Source organism: Geomesophilobacter sediminis (genome assembly GCF_016458275.1).
Taxonomy (GTDB): domain Bacteria; phylum Desulfobacterota; class Desulfuromonadia; order Geobacterales; family Geobacteraceae; genus Geomesophilobacter; species Geomesophilobacter sediminis.
The window spans coordinates 60722-83180 of sequence record NZ_JAEMHM010000003.1; the positions used below are offsets into that span (position 1 = coordinate 60722).

The 22459-nt window shown below is 60.4% G+C and carries 19 protein-coding genes and 1 tRNA gene; 11 read left to right on the forward strand and 9 right to left on the reverse strand.

Translation table 11 applies throughout. The annotated features are described in order from the left end of the window. The first annotated feature begins 34 nt into the window (after positions 1–34). The 3 genes from JFN93_RS03670 to JFN93_RS03680 all read left to right on the forward strand — a co-directional run bounded on the left by JFN93_RS03670 (position 35) and on the right by JFN93_RS03680 (position 1748). Positions 35–841 (forward strand): TOBE domain-containing protein, encoded by an 807-nt coding sequence (locus tag JFN93_RS03670; protein WP_199382646.1) that lies wholly within the window; start codon positions 35–37, stop codon positions 839–841. A gap of 51 nt (positions 842–892) precedes the next feature. Beyond that, positions 893–1408 carry a hypothetical protein gene (locus JFN93_RS03675; protein WP_199382647.1) on the forward strand — a complete coding sequence of 172 codons (516 nt, stop codon included), beginning with the start codon at positions 893–895 and terminating at the stop codon, positions 1406–1408. A gap of 130 nt (positions 1409–1538) precedes the next feature. Then, positions 1539–1748, forward strand: a complete 210-nt coding sequence (locus JFN93_RS03680) for a hypothetical protein (protein WP_199382648.1) — start codon at positions 1539–1541, stop codon at positions 1746–1748. Between the two features lie 112 nt (positions 1749–1860). On the opposite strand, the gene JFN93_RS03685 is transcribed toward JFN93_RS03680, so the two are convergent. The 4 genes from JFN93_RS03685 to JFN93_RS03700 all read right to left on the reverse strand — a co-directional run bounded on the left by JFN93_RS03685 (position 1861) and on the right by JFN93_RS03700 (position 3845). Beyond that, a complete protein-coding gene (locus tag JFN93_RS03685; RefSeq protein ID WP_199382649.1) occupies positions 1861–2265 on the reverse strand; it encodes a PaaI family thioesterase in 405 nt (134 codons plus the stop codon). Positions 2266–2545: 280 nt separating this feature from the next. Further along, positions 2546–2620, reverse strand: a tRNA-Cys gene (locus JFN93_RS03690). A gap of 58 nt (positions 2621–2678) precedes the next feature. Next, positions 2679–3275 (reverse strand): CDP-diacylglycerol--glycerol-3-phosphate 3-phosphatidyltransferase, encoded by a 597-nt coding sequence (pgsA, locus tag JFN93_RS03695; RefSeq protein WP_199382650.1) that lies wholly within the window; start codon positions 3273–3275, stop codon positions 2679–2681. A gap of 21 nt (positions 3276–3296) precedes the next feature. After that, the gene (locus tag JFN93_RS03700; protein WP_328753570.1) at positions 3297–3845 is read right to left on the reverse strand and encodes a lytic transglycosylase domain-containing protein; all 549 of its coding nucleotides are present in this window, start codon (positions 3843–3845) and stop codon (positions 3297–3299) included. 245 nt (positions 3846–4090) lie between these two features. Here JFN93_RS03700 and nadB point away from each other — a divergent pair, with 245 nt between their 5' ends. From nadB to JFN93_RS03730, 6 genes are all read left to right on the forward strand, one after another. Beyond that, complete coding sequence (gene nadB, locus JFN93_RS03705) at positions 4091–5689, forward strand: L-aspartate oxidase (RefSeq protein ID WP_199382651.1); 1599 nt, start codon at positions 4091–4093, stop codon at positions 5687–5689. A gap of 8 nt (positions 5690–5697) precedes the next feature. Further along, entirely contained in the window at positions 5698–5982 is a 285-nt protein-coding gene (pheA, locus tag JFN93_RS03710; protein WP_199382652.1) for a chorismate mutase, read from the forward strand. Positions 5983–6210: 228 nt separating this feature from the next. Beyond that, positions 6211–6420, forward strand: coding sequence for a hypothetical protein (locus JFN93_RS03715; RefSeq protein WP_199382653.1), 210 nt, complete (start codon positions 6211–6213; stop codon positions 6418–6420). Next, positions 6420–9113: a [protein-PII] uridylyltransferase gene (gene glnD, locus JFN93_RS03720; RefSeq protein WP_199382654.1), complete on the forward strand. Its 2694-nt coding sequence runs from the start codon at positions 6420–6422 to the stop codon at positions 9111–9113. The genes JFN93_RS03715 and glnD overlap by 1 nt, the downstream gene beginning before the upstream one ends. After that, the gene (xerD, locus tag JFN93_RS03725; RefSeq protein ID WP_199382655.1) at positions 9113–9991 is read left to right on the forward strand and encodes a site-specific tyrosine recombinase XerD; all 879 of its coding nucleotides are present in this window, start codon (positions 9113–9115) and stop codon (positions 9989–9991) included. The genes glnD and xerD overlap by 1 nt, the downstream gene beginning before the upstream one ends. 342 nt (positions 9992–10333) lie before the next feature. Further along, positions 10334–11533 (forward strand): cofactor-independent phosphoglycerate mutase, encoded by a 1200-nt coding sequence (locus JFN93_RS03730; RefSeq protein WP_199382656.1) that lies wholly within the window; start codon positions 10334–10336, stop codon positions 11531–11533. Here the strand turns inward: JFN93_RS03730 and JFN93_RS03735 are convergent. The 5 genes from JFN93_RS03735 to JFN93_RS03755 all read right to left on the reverse strand — a co-directional run bounded on the left by JFN93_RS03735 (position 11508) and on the right by JFN93_RS03755 (position 19542). After that, positions 11508–12134, reverse strand: a complete 627-nt coding sequence (locus JFN93_RS03735) for a hypothetical protein (RefSeq protein WP_199382657.1) — start codon at positions 12132–12134, stop codon at positions 11508–11510. The genes JFN93_RS03730 and JFN93_RS03735 overlap by 26 nt on opposite strands. A 310-nt stretch (positions 12135–12444) precedes the next feature. Continuing rightward, positions 12445–13119 (reverse strand): signal peptidase I, encoded by a 675-nt coding sequence (gene lepB, locus JFN93_RS03740; RefSeq protein ID WP_199382658.1) that lies wholly within the window; start codon positions 13117–13119, stop codon positions 12445–12447. Between the two features lie 38 nt (positions 13120–13157). After that, entirely contained in the window at positions 13158–14957 is a 1800-nt protein-coding gene (gene lepA / locus JFN93_RS03745; protein ID WP_199382659.1) for a translation elongation factor 4, read from the reverse strand. 411 nt (positions 14958–15368) lie between these two features. Then, positions 15369–17378: a hybrid sensor histidine kinase/response regulator gene (locus JFN93_RS03750; RefSeq protein WP_236021524.1), complete on the reverse strand. Its 2010-nt coding sequence runs from the start codon at positions 17376–17378 to the stop codon at positions 15369–15371. A 1-nt stretch (position 17379) separates the two neighbouring features. Continuing rightward, positions 17380–19542, reverse strand: coding sequence for an HDOD domain-containing protein (locus tag JFN93_RS03755; RefSeq protein ID WP_199382660.1), 2163 nt, complete (start codon positions 19540–19542; stop codon positions 17380–17382). Positions 19543–20155: 613 nt separating this feature from the next. Between JFN93_RS03755 and JFN93_RS03760 the strand changes: the two genes are divergently transcribed. Both JFN93_RS03760 and rocF read left to right on the forward strand, forming a co-directional pair. After that, positions 20156–21268, forward strand: a complete 1113-nt coding sequence (locus JFN93_RS03760; RefSeq protein WP_199382661.1) for a putative NPN-dependent ornithine cyclodeaminase — start codon at positions 20156–20158, stop codon at positions 21266–21268. Between the two features lie 151 nt (positions 21269–21419). Continuing rightward, positions 21420–22304, forward strand: a complete 885-nt coding sequence (rocF, locus tag JFN93_RS03765) for an arginase (protein WP_199382662.1) — start codon at positions 21420–21422, stop codon at positions 22302–22304. Positions 22305–22459: the final 155 nt, after the last annotated feature.

Here is a 22459-nt window from a genome sequence, read left to right on the forward strand (position 1 = left end):
GTAGCCACGTCATCCGCGGAAAGGAAATCTGTACGTGAAAAAGAAGAAGAGCGGGCAGCTCGAAGGAAGTCTCTGGTTTCAAAAGCAGGAGCATCGGTATCTCGGGGCGGATCGGATCGACCTGTTGGATAACATCGACACCCTGGGCTCCATCACCAAGGCGGCCAAGGCGGTCGGCGTCAGCTACAAAACGGCTTGGGACACCATCAATTTCATCAACAACCTCGCCGAAAAACCACTGGTCGAACGGTTGACCGGAGGGAAGGGGGGCGGGGGAACCAACCTGACGGCAGAAGGGAAAAGGATCGTCAGCCAGTTCCGCATCATCCAGGAGGAGCATCGGAAGTACCTGGCCAATCTGGACGAGAGGTTGGGGGACGCCGAAAGCCTCCGGAAATTTATCGGGAGGATATCCATGAAAGTCAGTGCTCGAAACGTATTCGCGGGAACCATTGGCAAGATCGTCAAAGGCGCGGTAAACGCCGAGGTCACCCTTACCCTGAAGGGTGGGGCACCGCTTACCGCCACGGTCACCAACGGTGCCGTCACCAACCTGGGACTGAAGGAGGGGATGGACGCCTTCGCCATCGTCAAGGCCAGTTCCATCATCATTGGCACCGACCTCCACGATGCCAAGGTCAGCGCCCGCAATATCTACTGCGGAACGGTGATCACCATCGTCGAGGGGCCGGTGAACACCGAGATCGACGTGGAAATCGGCGGCGGCAACGTCATCAGTGCGGTCATCACCCATGAAAGCGCCACGAACCTCGGGCTGAAGGTCGGCAGCCATGCCTGTGCCCTTTTCAAGGCTTCCAGCGTCATCCTGGGAGTGAGTTAGCAGGCAGGAGAGGGGGCTCGGCACGATGCCCCCTTTTCTGTTTTTATCGTTATGAAGATGGTTATATATCAGTCCGATACGGCTGCATGCATTCGTCCCCTGCTCGCGTCGAAGGACGGGAAAAACCGCGCCGGGAGTGTCGCCCTGGAGGCGCAAACCTACGCGGCGGCCAACATGGCATTCAACCATGCCACGGCCCAGGCCGTCGTCGGCACCCCGGCGGCCGGGGTCAGTAACACGTTCGACCCCAACGGCAACCTCTCCCCCGCCAAGGGATACGGCTATGCCGCGGAGATCATCTCCTTTCCGACCCAGAACCTCGGGATCACCGTCGGCTACGGCAGCCGAAGAGCCAGAAACTACGACGAGTACGCGGGAATCGCGAGCTACCAGAAATGGACCTCATCCTTCTACGCCAACGCGACCTACGATCTCAACGCCGCCATCCGGGTCGGGCTCGAGTACCAGAACCTGGAGACGAAGTACGGCAACGCCAACGGAACCGCCGGCGAAAGCGCCTTGGGCAACGACAACACCCTCCGTTTCGTGGCGATGTATTTCTTTTAGCCGGCGCGGGACAGAATTACGGCTTTACCGGTCTTTACCTGATTTCCACATTTAGTACCGTTTTTCTCCTCACTTGTCCGGTATTCATCTCCCAACGCCTGAGGGAATGGGCAAAACGAAGGAGGTCACCATGAAAAAGATCGTCATGTCACTGTTTGCCTGGTCACTGGCGCTGGTTGTGATTGTTTCCCTTGCCGGGATTGTGTCCGCTGAGGAAACGGCGCCGTCAACCGAAGCTCCGGTCGTGGCCCCCGAAGGGCAGTGCCCGACCTGCCCGGAGACTCCGGCTCCGGCCCCTCCCGAGGCACCCGCTCCGGCGCCGGTGGAATCGTCCAGTTGAAGGAACATTTGCAGATGAAAAAAAGCCGCTTCCGGAAAGAGCCCAGAGGCGGCTTTTTTTTTCTTCGATGCGTTCCCAAGGTGGACCTTGGGAACGAGGTCAAGGGTGGACGCTAGTAGAGGATCATCTGGGTGCAGCGGAAAAGGGCGATCGTTTTTCCGGTCTCGCGGTGGGTGACGGTTACGTCCCAGACCTGGGTGGTCTTGCCGAGGTGGGCGGCTTTGGCAACGCACTCGATGGTTCCCTCACGGGCGGTGCCGAGGTGGTTGGACTTGAGTTCGATGGTGGTGAAGCTTTTTGCCCCCTCCGGCAGGTTGGCGGCGCAGCCGTAGCCCGCGGCGGTATCGGCCAGGGTGACCACGGCGCCGGCATGCAGGTAGCCGTTGGGCGCCAGATGAAAAGGTTGGAGCGCCAACTCGGCGTGCAGTTCAGCCGCTCCGACTTCGGTAATGGTCAGGCCGATCCGGCCGGGAAGGTAGATGGCTCCGAGTTCATTGAAATATGCCGGCGTCAGCATGGCGTGCTCCTGGTCTGGAATGAAGCTGGTGCTTCAAAGGTGCTGATACGTTCCACGTGTGGATCTTGGTAACGAGGTCTTTTCCTGATGATACCTGAGGCGGGGATAGTTTTTAAAGGAATAACTTGATTGGGGGGAGGCGGGATACTGTGTCTGGCAAGGGGAGGAGAGGTTGTTTCCTCTGTGTACCTCCGTGCCCCTCTGTGGTTCATGCTTTTTCGCGATGGGGCAAGAAACGAAAAAAGGATCGGTACCGAAGTACTGATCCTTTTCTATTAATTGGAGGCGGCGACCGGATTTGAACCGGTGAGTGAAGGTTTTGCAGACCTTTGCCTTACCACTTGGCCACGCCGCCGTTTTTCAAACGGAGTCCGCTTTATAACTTTTTTCCGGGGCCGTGTCAACGACTAATTCTATTTTGCGATCAACTTCATGAACTTCGCGAGGTAGTCGACGCCGGACCAGATGGTGATCACCGTGGCGATCCAGAGGTAGAACATCCCGGCGTTGTGCATGTTCACGACGAGCATCGGGTGGTCGATCCCGAAGAACCAGCGGTAATCGTAATGGAGCAAAAGGCCGATGATCGCGACGAGCTGAAAGATGGTCTTGAACTTGCCGAGCACGCTCGCGCTGATGACGATCCCCTCGGTGGAGGCGATCCCGCGCAGACCGGTGATGATGATCTCGCGCCCGAGGATCACGAGCACCATCCAGGCCGGGACCCGGTCGTAAGGGAGGATCATGATCAGGGCGGCCATGACGATGAGCTTGTCCGCGATCGGGTCGAGAAACTTCCCGAAGACGGTTTCGATCCCCATCCGGCGGGCGAGGTAGCCGTCGAGCCAGTCGGTGACCGAGGCGGCCGCAAAAAGGGCGGCGGCCCAGAAGCCGGCCTCGCGGCTCGGGGAAAGGAGCAGGACGCACAGTACGGGGATAGCGGCGATCCTCAAAAGGGTGAGGATGTTGGGGATGTTCAGGATCCGTCCTGGAGCGGCGGCAGTAGACATCAAAGGGCCTTTGCTTCTAAACTAGCGGTAGTTGTTTCGGTAACTTAGCACTTTCGCTACGTAATTCTGGGTCTCGGCAAAAGGGGGAATTCCGCCGTACTTGGCGACGTTGTTCATCCCGGAGTTGTAGGCGGCCAGCGCCAGCGACTCGTCCCCTTTGAAGGTATCCAGGAGAAAGCGGAGGTAGCGCACCCCACCGCGGATGTTGTCGGAGGGGTTCAGGCTGTCGCTCACCTTGAGCCCCTGGGCGGTCTTCGGCATCAACTGCATCAGCCCCTGGGCGCCCTTTCGGGACACCGCGGTCGGGTTGTAGCCCGACTCGGCCATGATGACGGCCTTGATCAGCGCGCTGTCGACACCGTACTGTCGGGAGTAGGTAGCTATCATCGGCTCGAATTCACCGGGGTTTCTGGCATAGCCGGGAAGCTTGAAGGCAGTGCGAAGCTTACGATCCTTCCTGATGTCCCTCATGAACACCTTGAACCTTTTGTCGGTCGGGGCGTCCGTGAAGTGAATCGTGCCATCCGGATCTTCGTAACGGTAGATATCGGCAGCGGCAGATGTTGCCACTGTTACAGAAGCAATCAATATGATGTATCTAACAATGTTCAAAGCGGCGATACCTCTCTATAAGCGGCTCGACCGGCGTTTGTGGACCCGAAAAGATATAGACCAATAAGCATGATAATTCAAGGGGTATTGTTCCACACTAGGCCGGTAAAGGGTCAAAAGCCTTGACAAAAAAATGGCGGAGATCAATAATTCGCCAGTTTGCCACAAAACACCGTGGAAAATCTACCTTTCTTGGGGGATTTATGAAGCTTCAAAGTGATTTTCTGGTGATCGGCAGTGGAATCGCGGGCTTGTCGTTTGCCCTGCAGGCTGCCGCCCATGGCAAAGTCGCCCTGGTCACCAAGCGCGAGATAACGGAGTCCGCGACCAATTACGCGCAGGGGGGGATCGCGACCGTTTCCTCCAAGGAAGACACCTTTGACGCCCACGTGCAGGACACCCTGGTTGCGGGTGCCGGTATCTGCCATGAGGACGTAGTTCGGATGGTGGTGGAGGAGGGGCCGCAGGTCATCGCGAACCTCATCGACTGGGGGGTCCAGTTCACCAAGAACGACGGCGGGGTCTACGACCTCACCCGCGAGGGTGGGCACAGCCAGCGCCGCATCCTGCATGCCGAAGACATCACCGGACGCGAGATCGAGCGGGCCCTGGTGGCGGCGGCCCAGGCCCACGAAAACATCACCATCTACGAACACCACATCGCCATCGACCTGGTCACCGAATCGAAGCTGGCGAAAAAGCCGCTCGAGGTGAACCGCTGCCTCGGCGCCCACGTGCTCGACATCAACGCCGGCGTGGTGAAGACCTTCCGCGCCAACATCACCCTGCTCGCCTCCGGCGGAGCCGGGAAGGTCTACCTGTACACCTGCAACCCCGACGTCGCCACCGGTGACGGGGTTGCCATGGCCTACCGCGCCGGGGCCACCATCCGGAACATGGAATTCATGCAGTTCCACCCGACGACCCTCTACCACCCGCACGCGAAGTCCTTCCTCATCTCCGAGGCGGTGCGCGGGGAAGGCGCGATCCTGCGCCGCCGCGACGGCACCGCGTTCATGGAGCGCTACCACCAGCTCAAGGACCTGGCGCCGCGCGACATCGTGGCCCGCGCCATCGACAACGAGATGAAGACCCACGGCGACGACTGCGTCTATCTCGACATCACCCATAAGGACCCCGAGTACGTCCGGGGCCGGTTCCCGAACATCTACCAGACCTGCCTGGAGTACGGGCTGGACATGACCAAGGAGATGATCCCGGTCGTCCCGGCGGCGCATTACCTTTGCGGCGGGGTCGCGGTCGATTTCAACGCCGAGACCGACGTGAAGCATCTCTACGCCATCGGCGAGGTCGCCTTCACCGGCCTGCACGGCGGCAACCGCCTGGCCAGCAACTCCCTTCTGGAAGCTGCCGTCTACGCCGGGCGCGCTTTTAAGCATGCCGTCCAGACCCTTGGCGAGGCGAACTTCAGCCATCCCGACATCCCCGTGTGGGACAGCGGCACCGCGACCAACTCGGACGAGATGGTGGTCGTCTCCCAGAACTGGGACGAGATCCGGCGCTTCATGTGGAACTACGTGGGGATCGTCCGGACCGACAAGCGGCTGGAGCGCGCCATGCGGCGCATCGAATTGATCCAGAAGGAGATCGACGAATACTACTGGAACTTCATCGTCACCTCCGATCTCATCGAGCTGAGAAACATCGCCACGGTGGCCGAACTCATCGTTTCCTGCGCGATGCAGCGCAAGGAGTCGCGGGGGCTCAACTACAACCTGGACCACCCGACCACCGACGACGTCAACTGGAAGCGTGACACCTTCCTTAAAAAGCAGTTCTGAGGAGCCCCATGACGATCGATCAGATCAGGGAAAACATCGACCGTTTGGACGGCGAGCTCTTGCGCATCTTCAACGAGCGCGCCCAGCTCGCACTGGAAATCGGCAAGATCAAGAAGCAGCGGGGGCTGCCGGTCTACGACCCTTCCCGCGAGAAGAAGATCTTTATGCGGATGACGCAGGAGAACCCCGGTCCTCTCGACGACGAGGCGATCGTCAGGCTCTTCGAGAGGGTGATCGACGAATCCCGCCGGCTGGAGCGGATCCGGACCGAAGGGGACGCGGCCGGCCACTAGGCACCTTCCCTCCCTCTTCCTCAGGAAGAGGGGCGGGGTGAGGGGATGGGGTTCCGGCAGCGCTGCCGGACATCGAATCACTTCGCGGCACCGCCCTCACCCGGGCTCCGGCTACCCTCTCCGGTGGGGAGGGGGTAACGGTGTCCCGGAATTTTGTAGAATCAGCGTTCATCGGCGTTCATCTGCGGCTGGCTTTTGACAAGTCACAGCCGCTTCATGGAGGAACACGTGCTCATCGTAATGCGTAAAAACTCGGACGACGGGGTCCAGGAAAAAGTGAAGGCATACCTGATCGAAAAGGGATTCGACATCCACCAATCGACGGGAGCCAACCGGGTCATCATTGGGGTGATCGGGGACACCGAAAACCTGGCGGAGGCCGAGATTCAGGCGCTCCCCGGCGTCCTGCAGGTAGTGAGGATCGCAAAGGAAGATTGATGCACCTCAACATAAACGGCTATTTAAGCCAGTCGCTCAAGGCCGGTGCCAGCTTCGAGGACAAGCGGGGCGCCTATCTCGCCGCAGCGCGGGAGTTTTTGGAACATTACCGGGAAGAGTTCAAGCGGGACCACCGTGAGGGCTCCGACGGCGTCAGCGTGGTCGGCTCGATCACCAAGATGACCGACGCCCTGGTCACCGGGCTTTTCAACGCCATCTGTGACGACCTCAAGGTCAACACCGCCAAGGGGGGGGAGCTTTCCCTGGTGGCGATCGGAGGCTACGGCCGCGGCGAGCTCAACCCCTTCTCCGACCTGGACCTCATGTTTTTGTACCGGGGCAAGGAGTCCAAAAGGGTCGAGGAGGTGGCCAACCGCGTCCTCTATTTCCTTTGGGACCTCCGCCTCGACGTCGGCTACTCGGTCCGTACCATCGCCGACTGCGTCGAGATGGCGTCCGGCGATTCCACGGTGAAGACCGCGCTCCTCGATGCGCGCCTTCTGACCGGCAACGAGGACCTCTTCCTGGAGCTGCGCAAGGCGATGGTGACCCAGGTCCTCGCCAAGCGCAGCGACTCCTTCATCGCCGAAAAAATCGACGAGCTCAAGAAACGGCGGGAAAAGTACGGCTCCAGCGTCTATATCCTGGAGCCGAACGTGAAGGAAGGGGAGGGGTGCCTCCGCGACCTGCACACCGCGCTCTGGGTCGCCAAGATCCGCTACAAGATCGACCAGCCCCGCGAACTGGTGCACAAGGGGGTTCTCTCCGAAGACGAGGTGAACCTCTACCAGGCCTCCCTCGAATACCTCTGGCGCATCCGCAACGAACTGCACTACCTCGCCGGCCGCAAGAACGACCAGCTCACCTTCGACGCCCAGATCTGCCTGGCCCGGTTCTTCGGGTACGAAGACCAGGGCAAGAGCCTCGCGGTCGAGCAGTTCATGCAGGACTTTTACGTGCATGCCACGCGGGTCGAGCATTTCTGCGCCGCGATGATCACCAAGTGCAAGCAGCACGACGAAGGCGCCCGGCGTTTCATCGGCTACTTCACCCGGCGCCAGGTCGGCGACGGCTTCTACGTCATGAAAGGTGAGCTTGTCGTACCCGATGGAACGGTCATCGCCAAGGACCCGACCCGTCTGATGCGCATCTTCGAAGTGGCCCAGAAACAGGGGGTCGGCATCAGCGTCGCCACCAAGGCGCTGATCCGGCAAAACCTCGACCTGGTCAACGACAAGTTCCGCCGCAGCAAGGAGGCGAACACCTCCTTCTTCAACATCCTCAACTCCATGAAAGGGGTTCCGGAGACGTTGCAGCAGATGCACCACCTTGGGTTCCTCAACAAGTACATCCCCGAGTTCGAGCGGATCTACTGCAAGGTCCAGCACGACGTCTATCACATCTACACCGTCGATACCCATACCCTGTTCGCCGTCGAGGAGATCGTGAAGCTCTGGAACGGCGAGCACCGCGACACCCTGCCGCTTTTGACCGAGTTGGCCCTGGGGGTCGACAAACGCTGGCTTTTGCTCATGGCGGTCATGCTGCACGACGTCGGGAAAGGGTCCGGCGGCGGACATGCCGAGATCGGCGCCGAACTGAGTAAAACCATCGCGCGCCGGATGGGGATGACCAAGGAGGACAGCGAGCGGCTCCAGTTCCTGGTCCGGCACCACCTCCTTTTGGCCCACATCGCCCAGCGCCGCGACCTCCACGACGAGCGGATGATCATCCAGTTCGCCCGCCAGATGGAGAAGAGCGAGAACTTGAAGCTCCTCTACCTCCTCACCTACGCCGACATCAAGGCGGTCGGCCCGGACGTCTGGACCGAATGGAAGGCGCTTTTGCTCCAGGAGCTCTACGAGAAGGCGTTCCAGGTGCTCGAGCGCGGCGACTTCAAACTGGAAGCCTCCGGCGACCGGGTGCGCCGCGTGAAGCGGGCGGCGTTCGACCTGCTCAAGGACGACTACCCGCAGCAGGTGATCAAGGACGAGCTGCAGGCCCTCACCACGCGCCACCTCCTTTCCTACACCCCCGAGGTGATCGCGCGGCACATGCGCCCCCTGTTCAAGCTCGCCGAGACGAACCTCGTGGTCGAGATCGCCCATGAGACCGAGAAGGGGTACACCAACTGCACCATCTGCACCTTCGACACCCCGGGCCTTTTCTCCATGATTACCGGGGTGATGGCCGCCAACGGGATGAACATCCTGGGAGCGCAGATCCACACCAATACCAACGGCAAGGTCCTCGACATCCTGCAGGTCAATTCCCCGCAGGGGTTCGTGATCACCGAAGAGGGGCGCTGGAAACGTTTCGAGTCGGACCTGCGCTCGGTTTTGGAAGGTGAGGCGCGGGTCGAGGCACTGGTGGCCAAAAGGCACCGCCCGAGCATCCTGACCGAAAAGGCGAAACCGACCCAGCCGGCCCGGGTGGAAATCGACAACGAGGTATCTTCCGACTACACGGTCATCGACATCTACGCCCACGACAAGGTCGGCCTCCTCTACAGCATCACCAGCACCCTGACCCGGATCGGCCTGTACATCGGCGTTTCCAAGATCTCCACCAAGGTCGACCAGGTAGCTGACGTCTTCTACGTGAAAGACATCTTCGGGCACAAAATCGTGGACGAGGACAAGCTCCAGGAAATCAAGAAGGAGCTCCTCCAGGCGATCGATTCGGATAACTGATGGAAGAGTATCTCGACCCCTTTCTCAACTACCTTCAGGTGGAAAAGGGGGCGGCCCGCAATACCCTCGAGGCGTACAGCCGCGACCTCCTGCTGTACCTCACCTTTTTGGGGAAGGTGCAGCCCTCCGACGTGGCACCCACCGACGTTGCCAACTACCTGCTGCGGCTCAAGGAGAGAGGAATCTCTCCCCGCAGCAGGGCCCGCGCCCTCTCGGCGATCCGGATGCTGCACCGCTTCCTGGTCACCGAGGGGTACTGCACCAACAATCCCACCTCAATCATCCAGGCCCCCAAGGCCCTGCACCGACTGCCGGCCGTCTTGAGCGCACGCGACGTCGAGGCCCTTTTGGCGGCGCCCCGCGGTGACGGTCCCATCGAGATCCGGGACCGTGCCATGCTGGAGCTTTTGTATGCTTCAGGGCTGCGCGTCTCCGAGCTGGTCGGGCTCAAGATGGGGGAAGTGAATCTCTCCGTCGGATACCTCATGACGGTGGGGAAGGGGAGCAAGGAGCGGCTGGTCCCGATGGGGGATGCCGCCTGCGAGGCGGTGGAGCGCTATCTGTCCGAGGCGCGCCCGGATTTGCTCAAGGAAGGGGAGAGCAATCGCCTGTTCCTGAGCCGTCTCGGGGACGGGATGAGCCGGCAGGCGTTTTGGAACATCATCAAGAAGAGGGCCCGCGAGGCGGGGATCGTGAAGAACATCTCGCCGCACACCCTGCGCCACTCCTTTGCGACCCATCTTCTGGAAAACGGGGCCGACCTCAGGAGCGTGCAGATCATGCTCGGCCATGCCGACCTCTCCTCGACCCAGATCTACACCCACGTAACCCGGGAGCGGATGAAACGGCTCCACGAGGAGTTCCACCCGCGGGGCTAGATTGGGATTGAAAAGCACACCGCAGAGGACGCGGAGGGACGCAGAGTTTTTTTCTAAGGCAGGGTTTGAAGTCCCCCTTTGGAAAAGGGGGATTTATGGGATTTGCCTTTGAGGTTCTGATGTCCGAGTCCAGATCAAAGCTTCAGAACCACCCCCCCCCTTTGTCAAAGTGGGGAGTCTAAGGATTCCACCGCCTACGTTGCGGGAATGATTCAGCTCTTTCTTTACGGTCTGGACTTCGTAACGGCTCTGTTGTATCTTGAGGGTCTTGCTTCCCGACGCCGATGCCAAAACACCCCGGCGGAAGCGGTAACAAAATCCTAAGTTAAAAGGTGAAATGTTATGAAGTACATAGTTTTGCTTGGAGATGGGATGTCCGACTTGCCGGTCGACGCGCTGGACGGGCTGACCCCGCTGCAAAAGGCTCACACCCCCAATATGGATTTCATCGCCCGGCGCGGTCGCCTCGGGCTTGCCCATACCGTACCCGAGGGCTATCCCCCGGGGAGCGACGTCGCCAACCTCTCCATGTTCGGCTACAACCCGGCCGACTGCTACACCGGACGTTCTCCGCTGGAAGCTGCCAGCATGGGAATCGACCTCGGTCCGGATGACGTTGCCTTCCGGGTCAACCTGGTTCACCTGGAGCCCCGTGGCGGAAAGCTGATCATGGAAGACTACTCCGCCGGCCACATCTCCACCGCCGACGGTCGCGAACTGATCGAGGAGCTGCAGAAACATCTCGGCAACGACGAGTTCTCTTTCCACCCCGGCGTGAGCTACCGGCACCTGCTGGTCTGGCACAACGGCAGGACCGAGCTCAAGACCACCCCGCCGCACGATATCACCGGCCAGAGCATCACTGAATTCCTTCCCCAGGGGGAGGGGGCCGACAAGCTCATCAACCTGATGAACAGCTCCCAGATGATTTTCCACAATCACCCGCAGATGCGGCGCAGATCCGCCGAAGGGGCACTGCCGGCCAACTCGGCCTGGCTGTGGGGACAGGGGAAGGCTCCTGCGATGCAGGATTATCAGACCAAGTTCGGGCTCACCGGCGCGGTCATTTCCGCTGTGGATCTCATCAAGGGGATCGGCGTCTATGCGGGCCTTGAGATCATCAACGTTCCCGGGACAACCGGCTACATCGACACCAATTTCAAGGGGAAGGCCGAGGCGGCGCTCGCCGCGCTCAAGGAGAAGGACTTTGTCTTCGTGCACGTCGAGGCGCCGGACGAGGCTTCCCACTCCGGCAGGCTCGACCACAAGCTCCAGGCCATCGAGTCATTTGACCGTGAGGTCGTGGGACCGGTGCTCGAAGGGGTGAAAGAATTTGGCGAGTTCCGGATTCTTTGTGCACCGGACCACCCGACCCCGCTCAAGCTGATGACCCATACCAACGATCCGGTTCCCTTCGTCATCTATTCCGGTGAGGAAAAGGAAAATGCGGGCGTCGCCGGTTATAGCGAAAAGTCGGCTCGGGAGACCGGTCTGGTGGTCAAGGAAGGTTTCCGGCTCATGGAGATGATGCTGGGAAAATAGTGCCGGGGCACTGAGTCCACCGAGAAAAACACGTAAAAGAAGGGCCTTCGGTCATGAGACCGAGGGCCTTTTCCGTTTCGATCTCAAGGTTGACCATTCGCGCCACGACGGATGCCATTCGCTGAGCGGCGGATACCATTCGCTGAGCGGAGAATACCATTCCCTGAACGGAGAATGCCATTCCCTGATCGGAGAATGCCATTCCGTGAGCGGAGAATGCCATTCCCTGATCGGAGAATGCCATTCGCTGAGCGGAGAATACCATTCCCTGATCGGAGAATGCCGTTCCCTGATCGGAGAATGCCATTCCCTGACCGGAGAATACCATTCCCCGATCGGAGAATGCCATTCCGTGATCGGAGAATGCCATTCCGTGATCGGAGAATGCCATTCCGTGATCGGAGAATGCCATTCCGTGATCGGAGAATGCCATTCGCTGAGCGGAGAATACCATTCCCTGATCGGAGAATGCCATTCCGTGAGCGGAGAATGCCGTTCCCTGACCGGAGAATGCCTTTCGCTGAGCGGAGAATACCATTCCCTGATCGGAGAATACCATTCCCTGATCGGAGAATGCCATTCGCTGATCGGAGAATGCCATTCCCCCTGAGCGACGGATGCTATCCGCTGAGTGGCAAATGGGATGGGCGGCAAAGGGCGTCCGCCGGGCGACCGAATGGTAGGGGCGGTGACCCGTGCCCACACGCTTTGAATAAGCAAGCAGATGTCTACCCTGTGGGAGCGCCTTTCCAGGCGCGAATAACCTGACCTTCACCGCTTGGGGCGGTTCGCGCCAGGAATGGCGCTCCCACAAAAAAGGATCAAAGCAAAAGGCCCTTCCGCGGTTAGTTCGGAAGGGCCTTTTACTTTGTTACCAGAAAGTGTGGTCGGAGTTCTCGATGCCTCTGTAGCTAGTTCACCAGCTTCCCGATGGCGCTCCAGCGGACGCGGAACTTTTCGTTGTTCCAGGACCAGTACTTGATGAAGGCGAGCCCCTTGATCTTGTCGCGGGATACGAAGCCCCAGAATCGGCTGTCGTAGGAACGGTCGCGGTTGTCTCCCATCACGAAGTAGCTGTTGGCCGGCACCTTGACCGGATCCTTGAAGTCGCGCGGGTTCATCTCTTTCGGGACGACGTCCTGTTCCTTGTGAATCTCGTGCGGGTTGGAGTAGAGCTGCCCGTTCACATACACGTGCTTGTCCTTCACCTCGACGGTGTCGCCGGGAACGCCGATCACGCGCTTGATGAAGTCCTTGGTCGGGTCCTCCGGGTATTCGAACACGATCACGTCGCCGCGCCGCGGATCGCGCAGCTTGAGCACCGAGCCGTTGAACGGGATCTTGGTCCCGTAGATGAACTTGTTGACCAGGATGTGGTCGCCGATCGCCAGGGTGTCCTCCATCGAGCCGGAAGGGATCTTGAACGCCTGCACGATGTAGGTCCTGATGAACAGGGCCAGGACGATCGCCACCAGGATGGATTCGACATATTCCCGGACGATGTGCTTCTTGGCGGGCTGGAGTTCTGCTTCCTTGGGTGCGCTGGGGGCCGGAGTCTCTTCGCCGATGTGTTTGTAATCTTGCATGTAGCTGTGTCCTTTTTGGTTCAGGAGAGGCGTCCGGCCTAACCCTCCACCTTGAGAATCGCCAGAAACGCCTCCTGCGGGAGCTCGACGTTGCCGACGTTTTTCATCCGCTTTTTACCTTCCTTCTGCTTCTCCAAAAGCTTCCGCTTACGGGTGATGTCACCGCCGTAGCATTTGGCAAGAACGTCCTTGCGCAGCGCCTTGACCGTCTCGCGGGCGATGACCTTGGTGCCGATGGCGGCCTGGATGGCGATTTCGAACATCTGGCGCGGGATCAGCTCCTTCATCTTGGATACCAGTTCCCGGCCGCGGTAGTAAGCCTTGTCCCTATGGATGATCAGGGAGAGCGCGTCGACCACCTCGCCGTTGATCATGATGTTCAGGCGCACCAGCTCGCTCTGGCGGTAGTCGAGCAGCTCGTAATCGAGGGAGGCGTACCCCTTGGTGATCGACTTGAGCCGGTCGTAGAAGTCGAGCACCACCTCGTTGAGCGGCAGCTCGTAGATGACCATGACGCGGGTCGGGGTGAGGTACTTGATCTCGCGCTGAACGCCGCGTTTTTCCTCGCAAAGGGCCAGAATGCCGCCGACGAACTCGTTGGGGACGTGGATCGAGGCGAGGATGAACGGCTCCTCGACGTAGGCGATCTCCCCGGTCGGAGGGAGCTGGTTCGCGCTTTCGATCTGGACCATGGTGCCGTTGGTCTGGTGCACCTTGTAAACGACGGTCGGTGCGGTGGTGATGAGCTCCAGGTTGAACTCGCGCTCCAGCCGCTCCTGGATGATCTCCATGTGCAACAGCCCCAGAAAGCCGCAGCGGAAGCCGAAGCCGAGCGCCAGCGAGGTCTCCGGTTCGTAGGAGAAGGAGGAATCGTTCAGCTTGAGCTTGGCCAGCGCATCGCGCAACGCCTCGTACTGCGAGGTATCGATCGGATACAGGCCGGAGAAGACCATCGGTTTCACTTCCTTGTATCCGGGAAGCGGACCGTCGCAGGGGCGGTGCAGGTGGGTAACCGTGTCGCCTACCTTGGCGTCGGCAACATCCTTGATCCCGGCAATGACGAAACCGACCTCGCCGGCGGAAAGGGTGGCCACTTCGCGCATGTCCGGTGCGAAGACGCCGACCTTCAGCGCCTCGTAGCTCCGTTTGTTGCTCATCAGCTGGATCTTCTCGCCCTTCTTCAGGGTCCCGTCGATGATCCGGACCAGGATGATGACCCCCTGGTACTGGTCGTACCAGGAATCGAAAAGAAGGGCCTTGAGCGGCTTGGCCGCGTCGCCGACCGGCGGCGGGACCTTCTTGACGATCTCTTCGAGGATTTCCTTGGTGCCGATCCCTTCCTTGGCGCTGGCGAGCACCGCGTCGTGGGTGTCCAGGCCGATGATCTCCTCGATTTCCCGCTTCACGCGCTCCGGTTCGGCGGCCGGGAGGTCGATCTTGTTCAGGACGACGAAGACCTCGAGATTGGCGTCCAGGGCGAGATAGACGTTGGCGAGAGTCTGCGCTTCGACCCCCTGCGAGGCGTCGACGACCAAAAGGCCGCCTTCACAGGCAGTAAGGGAGCGGGAGACCTCATAGGTGAAGTCAACGTGGCCCGGGGTGTCGATCAGGTTGAGGACGTAGTCTTTCCCGTCGTCGGCATGGTAGTTCAAGCGGACGGTCTGCGCCTTGATGGTGATACCGCGCTCCCTTTCCAGGTCCATCTTGTCGAGGAACTGATCCTGCTTGTCGCGTTGGGAAAGGGTGCCGGTGAACTCAAGGAGGCGGTCGGCGATGGTAGATTTGCCGTGGTCGATGTGCGCAATGATAGAGAAATTGCGTATATGATCGATGGTCATAAGATCCTTTGTCTGGGGGAGGTTTAACCAAAGAATGATATAGAATCGGCGCTTTGTTGTAAAGGAGTTTCTGGGCGCGGAGCGACAGTCAGAGGGGGGCTGGATCTGAAGTGTGCAGGTGCCGGGAAAAGGTGCTTGGCACAGAGGAGAAGATACAACCGAGTGAATGTGGGAGCGCCATTGCCGGCGCGAATATCAGTCCGTTATTCGCGCAGAAATGGCGCTCCCACAAGGTAAGTCCCGGGCCAGACAGGAGCCGCTTCCAATGTCGGAGGATTTAAACGTCGAACGTCGAACGCCGAACGCCGAACGCCGAACGCCGAACGCCGAACGCCGAACGCCGAACGCCGAACGCCGAACGCCGAACGCCGAACGTCGAACGTCGAACGCCGAACGCCGAACGGGTTTTAGCTACACCGCGATCGCCGCCGGCTCTTCCGCCACTTCCATGATCAGGCGCAGCGACTTGGTCAGCTCGCTCAGGGTGTACGGCTTCTGTACGAAACCGACCGCGCCGGCGTCGGTGAAGCGCTGGGTGACTTCCTGCTCGTTGTAGCCGCTGGATACGACCACCCGGACCTGCGGTTCGATCTGGCGCAGCTCGCGGAAGGTCTGCTCCCCGTCCAACTGGGGCATGGTGAGGTCCAGGATGACGCAGACGATGTCGTTTTGGTAGTTGCGGTAGACCTCGACGGCTTCGCAGCCATCGGCAGCGGTAAGCACCTGGAAACCGAGGGCGTGCAGCATGTCGGTGCCGAGTTCCAGGATGGTCCGCTCGTCGTCGACCAGCAGCACGGTCCCGCTCCCCCTCCAGGAGTCGTCTTCGACGAAAGGCGCCGGTTCGGGAACGCTCACCTGACGGGAGATGGGGAAGAGCAGGGTGAACGTGGTCCCTTCGCCGAGCACGGTACTGACCTTGATCGCGCCGCGGTGCCCGCGGATGATGCCGAGAACCGCCGCCATCCCGAGCCCCCGCCCGGTGAACTTGGTGGTGAAGAAGGGATCGAAGATCTTGGCCACCGTTTCGTTGTCCATGCCGCAGCCGGTGTCGGTGATGTCGATGGCGACGTACTCTCCTTCCGGGAGCTTGTCGTCGATCCAGGTCTCGGAAAGATAGGTGCGGGTGCATTCCCGCACTCCGGTGGTGATGGTGATGCACCCCGGCTCGTGCCCGATCGCCTCGGAGGCGTTGATCACCAGGTTCATGATGACCTGCCGCAGCTGGGTGTTGTCCACGTCCACGAAGGGGAGGTCTTCGCCCAACTGGTAGCTGAGCTTGGCTTTCTTGGAGATGGAAACTTCGAGCATCTGGGTCATCTCCCGGATGACCCGGTTCACCTCGAGGGGCTGGATGACGAAACGACCCTTGCCCGAGTAGGCGAGCATCTGGCGCGCCAGGTCCGCCGCCCGGTGCGCGGCATCTTCGATGCGGCGCAGGTTGTCGGTGGCCGGCGATGCCGTCGGGAGGCGGGTGAGGGCGAGATCGGCATTCCCCAGGATGGCGGTGAGGATGTTGTTGAAGTCGTGGGCGATCCCCCCGGCCAAAACTCCGAGGCTTTCGAGTTTCTGGACGTGGAGCATCTGGGATTCGATCTTCTTGTTCTCCTCCTCCAGCTTCTTCTTCCCGGAAATGTCGGATGCCATGAGCAGGAGATGGAGTTTTCCCTCGACCTCGAAACGGGAGAGGGAACAGTCCAAGGTCGCGATCTGCTCGTCCTCGGTGATGGCGAGAAGCTCCGCCGGGCGGGAGACCCCATCCTTGAGAACGACCTCGGCAAGTGCGACAAATCCCTGATCCTTCCAGTTGTCGATCTCGCGGAAGTTCTGGGTGCGGACTTCGTCCATCGGGCTGCTGATGATGGCTGAGCAGGCTCGGTTGGCCAATACGCAGTCGCCGCTGGTCCCGTCGAAAACGGCGATCCCGAGCGGAGCGTTGGCAAGGAGCGCCTCGATGAAGACCATGGACTGCTCCAGGCGTGCCGTCATCAAGGCATGCCGGTGCTCCAGGCGCTTGCGGTGCAGGGCGTTCTCGACCTTGTGGCGGATGTCGTCGAGCTCGGTGAACTTGCGGACGAAGTCGACGGCGCCGTTACGCAGGGCGGAGATGGCGTAGTCGATGCTGTCCGCTGCGCTCATCATGATGACCATGGCGGAATGGCCGTTGGTGGTCATCCACTCGAGCACGTCGAGACCGGAGAGGTCCGGAAGGTTGATGTCGAGCAGGACCAGGGAGATGTCCCGCTTCTTGAGGATCCCGATGGCCTCGTAGCCGGTGCCGCAGTCGTAGATCTCGCGCCACGGGGTGTTCAAAAGCCGACGCAGACTGGTACGCATCCTCGTTTCATCGTCGACGATGAGAAGGCGTTCGGTGTGGTCGGGGCCCTCCTGGGGGGTGATGTCCTTCAACGCAAAATTGCTCATTTCATTCCCTCACTGCTTGGGGCAGAAGGATGTTAAAACTGGTGCCGGCTCCCACTTCGGAATGGCAGGTTATTTCACCGCCGAGCCGTTCGACCAGTTCGGCCACGATGGAAAGTCCCAGACCGGAATGTCCCTGGCGCCGATTGGGGTCCAGGGGCTTGAAGAGGCTTTGTTTGACGTCTCCGGGAAGGCCCGGGCCGGTGTCGCTCACCTCGATCTCTACGAACGGGCGCCCTTGGCGCTCCACGTGGTCCTTGGTGGTGACCCGGAGACTGCTCCCTTCCGGGAGGGCCTCGGAGGCGTTTTTCCAGAGGTTCAAAAGGATCTGCTTCACGCTGTCGCGGTCCCCGGCGATGGGGCTCAGTCCCGGGGTGAGCGCCTTTTCGAGGTTGATGCCGCACTCGGCGAAAAGGGATTCGCCGTAGAGCGCGAGCATCCCCTCGATGACGGCGTTCACGTCGAGCCGCGCGGCGGGAAGGGCGGCTTCCGGCTTGTTGCCGAGCTTGCGGATGATCTGGGAAACCCGCTCCACCTCTTCCCGGAGCACTTCCATCTCTTCGCCCACACCGCTCTCCTCGGGGAGACGCTGCTTGACGATCTTCAGGTAGTTGCGGATGATGCCGAGCGGATTGCCCGCCTCGTGGGCGATTTTGCGCGCCTTTTGTTCGAGCTCGGCGTGGATCTTCTCTTCGATGGCCCGTTCCCGGTCCTTGATGTCGCGCCAGCTCTGGAGGCTCAGCGCCGCGGAATTGCCGAAGCTCGACATCCATGCCAGCTGTTTCTTCACCCGTCCGTACTGGGCGGCGCTCAGCCCGTAGGCCATCACCCCCACTTCACGGCTGCCGGCCCGCATCGGGATGTAGAGGAGTCCCTCGCTGTCCAGGGCGCGGGCGATCTGCACGTCGACCAGGGAGACGGCGGCGGGACGCTCTTCATCGAAGGTCGAGCGTGGCTGTTCTCCGAGAGCGGCGGCTGCCGCCAGACTTTTGCCCGGTGCTATGCCGATTTCCAGACGCTGGAGGATTTCCGGCTGGCCGGGGATTTCGGCGCCGCAAAGGGTCTTCTTGTCCTCTTTGGGGACCAGGAACGCGAGACGTGCCGTTCCGAAAAGGATCCGCGCCGACTCCCGGACTGCCAAAAGTATTTCCGCCTCGTCCACCAGCCCGGCCAGGTTTTGCTGCAGCGGCTGGAGAATGGCGCGGTCCCGGACCACGGCCTCGAGTCCGGCCCGGGCCGGATCTTCATGGTTGGGCTTGGACCGTTTCTTTTCGAAGGAGGTCGTCGTCGGCAGGCAGGGGAGAGTGCGAGCCTCGGCGGTGACGCTGACCCCGAGAGCCTCGGCGAGGATGGCGACTTCCTTGGAAGTAGCCTCCCGGATCTCGGCGCCGCGGCCATGCTCTATCTCGAGGAGCTCCGCGACGACATGCAGGTCGGGGGTGATCGTCTCCGGCTCGATTCCCTGCTCGACCACGACGTGCGCGGACCAGACCAGGCGGCTCAGGCGGTCGGCCACCGCGATGTCGGCGGCAGGCATGTGGTGGAAAAGGACGGCGTCGCCCATGAAAGAAGAGAGTTGCCACTGGTCGACCAGCCAGGCCCCCACCTGGGCATGGTCGGTCCCCAGCATCGACTGTTCGTTCGACTGGAGCAGGGATTCGTCGCGGCTCATCCCCAGGACCGATTCGTAATTTTCACCGACGCCACCCAAAAGCATCAGCTGGCCGACATCATGGAGCAGGCCGGCGAGGTAGGCCTCTTCGACATCGGGGTAGCTGGACTCGACGGCAAGCTGGCGCGCGATTTCGGCTACCCAGAGGGAGTGCCTCCAGAACCCTTTCAGGTCGTATTGTTGGTCGGCGGAAGTGTTGGCGAAGACGCTTTGGACGGCAAGGCAGGCGGCGATGGTGCGGGCAAGACGGGTACCCAGTGCGATCATGCACTGTTCCAGGTTCTTGATCTCGGTCATCTGCCGCAGTGCGGCGGAGTTGGCTATGGTGAGGACTCGGGCGCTCAGGGCAGGGTCCTGGCCGACCAGCTTGGCGAGCTGCTTCATCGAGGCGTGGTCGTCCTCGACCAGCCGGAGGAAGCGAAGCAACACCTGGGGCATCGAAGATAACCGGACTGACTCGACCGCTTCGAGTATTGCTGGTGGTATCTGTTTCAAGAACCCTCCGGAAGGCCCTGGTGCGCCCTGTTGCGACCGAAAATGATGCTCCAATTAAAAATATGCTTTTTCCGGTTCATTAGAATAGCACCGCCGATATCCCGGTGTCAACAACGCATACACAAAAAGATGTTTTGTTACCCAATTTTTTCAATCTTTTGATTTACCGGCGTTTTTTAGAGTCTGGGCCACCTGATAATGCATTAGTGATACCTAATTCAATTAAAGGCTCTAAATACTGAATTCAAAGATGAGGTAACGATAGATAAACAACTAGACCATAAGGTTTTGTTTGTCCGGTTAAAAGCGCTGATTGCCATTCTCCCAGCAAGCTGCTGGGAAATTTTCTAATCTAATTCTTTAAGAATTGGCGGGTCGGTTTTGAGGCTGTTGCGAGGGGGTGTATAACCGGCAAACTGACCCTGTTGGCCGAAAACAGCAGGCTATTTTGGAAGGTAACCAAAAAATTAGCCGGGGCGGGCGCTGGAATGGGTTCCTGTAGCCGGCGTCGTATGTTCATCCACACGGTGATAGTGCTAAAATGAAAACGCACAAAATTAGGTCTCAATTCTCCCCATTTTCCGTAACCTGAGACAGCGCACGGAGGTACGTGATGTCAGTTCATCCGGAAGTTATTCCCAAATTCCACCCGCCCGATTTCTCACTTCCTTTCTTTGCCGACCGTCCGATCGTTCGTGTTGAAGCCGCCCCGCACGATGGCGTACTCCCGGACAACTTTCATGCGACCTCCAACCACCCGGAATACCTGCAGGTAGGGGAAGGGAGGTGGCTCTTGGCGGCGGAAAGCCGGATGGACTGCGTTCTGGTCCTGCGCGGCGACGAGATCGAGGTCGTGGAACCGCGCCGGGTCAAGAAGGGAGATCCGGTCGTCCTGGGCCGTCGGGAGAACGGTGAAGACGGCATCTACCTTCACGTGACCGGTTTCCAGCCGCTGCTGGAGAAGGACCCGGACAAGTTTTCCTTTCGAAACCGCGGCACCAGGGAGACCCCATTTTCCCGCTCCTATGACGAGCTTTACCAGGTCCTGCGCTATGACCGGGACAACGGCTGCATCGCCTGGGTGCTCGGGCCGGCCGTCGCCTTCGACCACGACAGCCGCAACGCGATGGAGGGGCTCATCGACAGCGGCTACTGCCACGTAGTTTTGGCGGGGAACGCCCTGGCGACCCACGACCTGGAAGCGTCGCGGTTTCGGACCGGGCTGGGCCAGGATATCTACACCCAGGCGGTTCAGCCGCTCGGCCATTACAACCACCTGGACATGATCAACGAGGTGCGCCGGAAAGGTGGCATCGCCAACGCCATCGAAGGGCTGGGGCTTCGGGACGGGATCATGTACGCCTGCGAGAAGAAAAAGATCCCCTACGTGCTGGCCGGCTCGATCCGGGACGACGGACCGCTCCCCGAGGTGATCGGCGACGTCTACCGCGCCCAGGACGAGATGCGGGTCTACGCCCGGCAGGCGACCACGGTCATCGCCCTGGCGACCCAGCTCCACTCCATCGCCTTCGGGAACATGGTTCCGAGCTATCGGGTCCAGCCGGACGGCACGGTCCGCCCGGTCTACTTCTACGTCGTCGACATGACCGAGTTCTGCGTCGACAAGCTGGCCAACCGCGGCTCGGCCCAGGCCCAGGGGATCCTCACCAACGCCCAGGACTTCGTCGTTAACCTGTGGAACAACCTGAAACTGACCGAGCCGTAGCTTGGCTTATTGCCCTCTCCCTCAGGGAGAGAGTGCCCGTAGGGCGGGTGAGGGAGATTGCTCCGTGGTAATTTCCCTCACCCCAGCCCTCTCCCGGAGGGAGAGGGGGAAGTTTAGAAGTGAATTAACTGATTAGAAAGGAAGTGCCGTCATGAGAATCAGGATTATCGGGTTGCCGATGGATTTGGGGCAGTCGCAGCGCGGGGTCGACATGGGGCCGGGAGCCTTGCGCTACGCCGGACTTTTTGCCCGCCTGCAAAGGCTCGGATATGAGGTCGAGGACATCGGCAACCTCGATGTCCCGGTGCGTGACAACCTGGTGAACGAGAAGGAACTCCGGTATCTCCCGTCCATCAAGGCGGTGAGCGAGGAAGCCTATCGGGCGGCCCGGCGGGCCGTCGAGGAAGGGTGGATCCCGATCTTCATGGGTGGCGACCACTCGGTATCCATCGGGACCATCGGAGGGGTGACCCACCACGAACCTACCGGCGTCATCTGGATCGATGCCCACGGTGATTTCAACACGCCGGATACCTCGGAGACCGGCAACATCCACGGGATGTCCCTGGCGGTCCTTTTGGGCGAAGGGTACCAGGAACTCGTCGACGTGGGGCGGCCCGGCGCCAAGCTCCAGCCCTCCGACGTGGTGATGATCGGGGTGCGGGAGCTCGATGCCGAGGAGCGGAACCGGCTCAGGAGAAGCGGGGTAGGGGTTTATTCGATGCGGGATATTGACGAGCGGGGGATCGGGACCATTACCCGGGAAGCGCTGTCCAGGCTGAGCCACCTGAGACGGCTGCATGTGACCCTGGATATGGACGGGCTCGATCCCGGCGAGGTTCCGGGAGTGGGGACCACGTCCCCGGGGGGGCTGACCTATCGCGAGAGCCAGCTCCTGATGGAGATCATCGCCGATGCCAAGCGGCTCACCTCGCTCGACATCGTGGAGATCAATCCGATTCTGGACCACCAGAACCGGACCGCCAAGCTCGCGGTAGAGCTGGCGGCGTCGGTGTTTGGGAAGCGGATCATTTAGGAAGGCTTGAAGTGGGGACGTCGTTGCTAAAGAGGTAGGTGTGGGGGCGCAGCATGCTGCGCCCTTTTTTTTAGGGACACGCGTGGACATCCTGTGGGAGAGCGCCTTTCCAGACGCGATCCGCCGAGGGCGGTAAAAAGGCTGGGTTTTTTCGC

Coding starts and splice junctions, on each gene's coding strand:
- lepA (WP_199382659.1), bottom strand. CDS start 14,957: ATGACCATCGATCATATACGCAATTTCTCTATCATTGCGCACATCGAC.
- JFN93_RS03735 (WP_199382657.1), bottom strand. CDS start 12,134: ATGGCATTCTCCGATCAGCGAATGGCATTCTCCGATCAGGGAATGGTA.
- pheA (WP_199382652.1), top strand. CDS start 5,698: ATGACGATCGATCAGATCAGGGAAAACATCGACCGTTTGGACGGCGAG.
- xerD (WP_199382655.1), top strand. CDS start 9,113: ATGGAAGAGTATCTCGACCCCTTTCTCAACTACCTTCAGGTGGAAAAG.
- lepB (WP_199382658.1), bottom strand. CDS start 13,119: ATGCAAGATTACAAACACATCGGCGAAGAGACTCCGGCCCCCAGCGCA.
- JFN93_RS03730 (WP_199382656.1), top strand. CDS start 10,334: ATGAAGTACATAGTTTTGCTTGGAGATGGGATGTCCGACTTGCCGGTC.
- JFN93_RS03760 (WP_199382661.1), top strand. CDS start 20,156: ATGTCAGTTCATCCGGAAGTTATTCCCAAATTCCACCCGCCCGATTTC.
- pgsA (WP_199382650.1), bottom strand. CDS start 3,275: ATGTCTACTGCCGCCGCTCCAGGACGGATCCTGAACATCCCCAACATC.
- JFN93_RS03750 (WP_236021524.1), bottom strand. CDS start 17,378: ATGAGCAATTTTGCGTTGAAGGACATCACCCCCCAGGAGGGCCCCGAC.
- JFN93_RS03675 (WP_199382647.1), top strand. CDS start 893: ATGAAGATGGTTATATATCAGTCCGATACGGCTGCATGCATTCGTCCC.
- nadB (WP_199382651.1), top strand. CDS start 4,091: ATGAAGCTTCAAAGTGATTTTCTGGTGATCGGCAGTGGAATCGCGGGC.
- rocF (WP_199382662.1), top strand. CDS start 21,420: ATGAGAATCAGGATTATCGGGTTGCCGATGGATTTGGGGCAGTCGCAG.
- glnD (WP_199382654.1), top strand. CDS start 6,420: ATGCACCTCAACATAAACGGCTATTTAAGCCAGTCGCTCAAGGCCGGT.
- JFN93_RS03680 (WP_199382648.1), top strand. CDS start 1,539: ATGAAAAAGATCGTCATGTCACTGTTTGCCTGGTCACTGGCGCTGGTT.
- JFN93_RS03685 (WP_199382649.1), bottom strand. CDS start 2,265: ATGCTGACGCCGGCATATTTCAATGAACTCGGAGCCATCTACCTTCCC.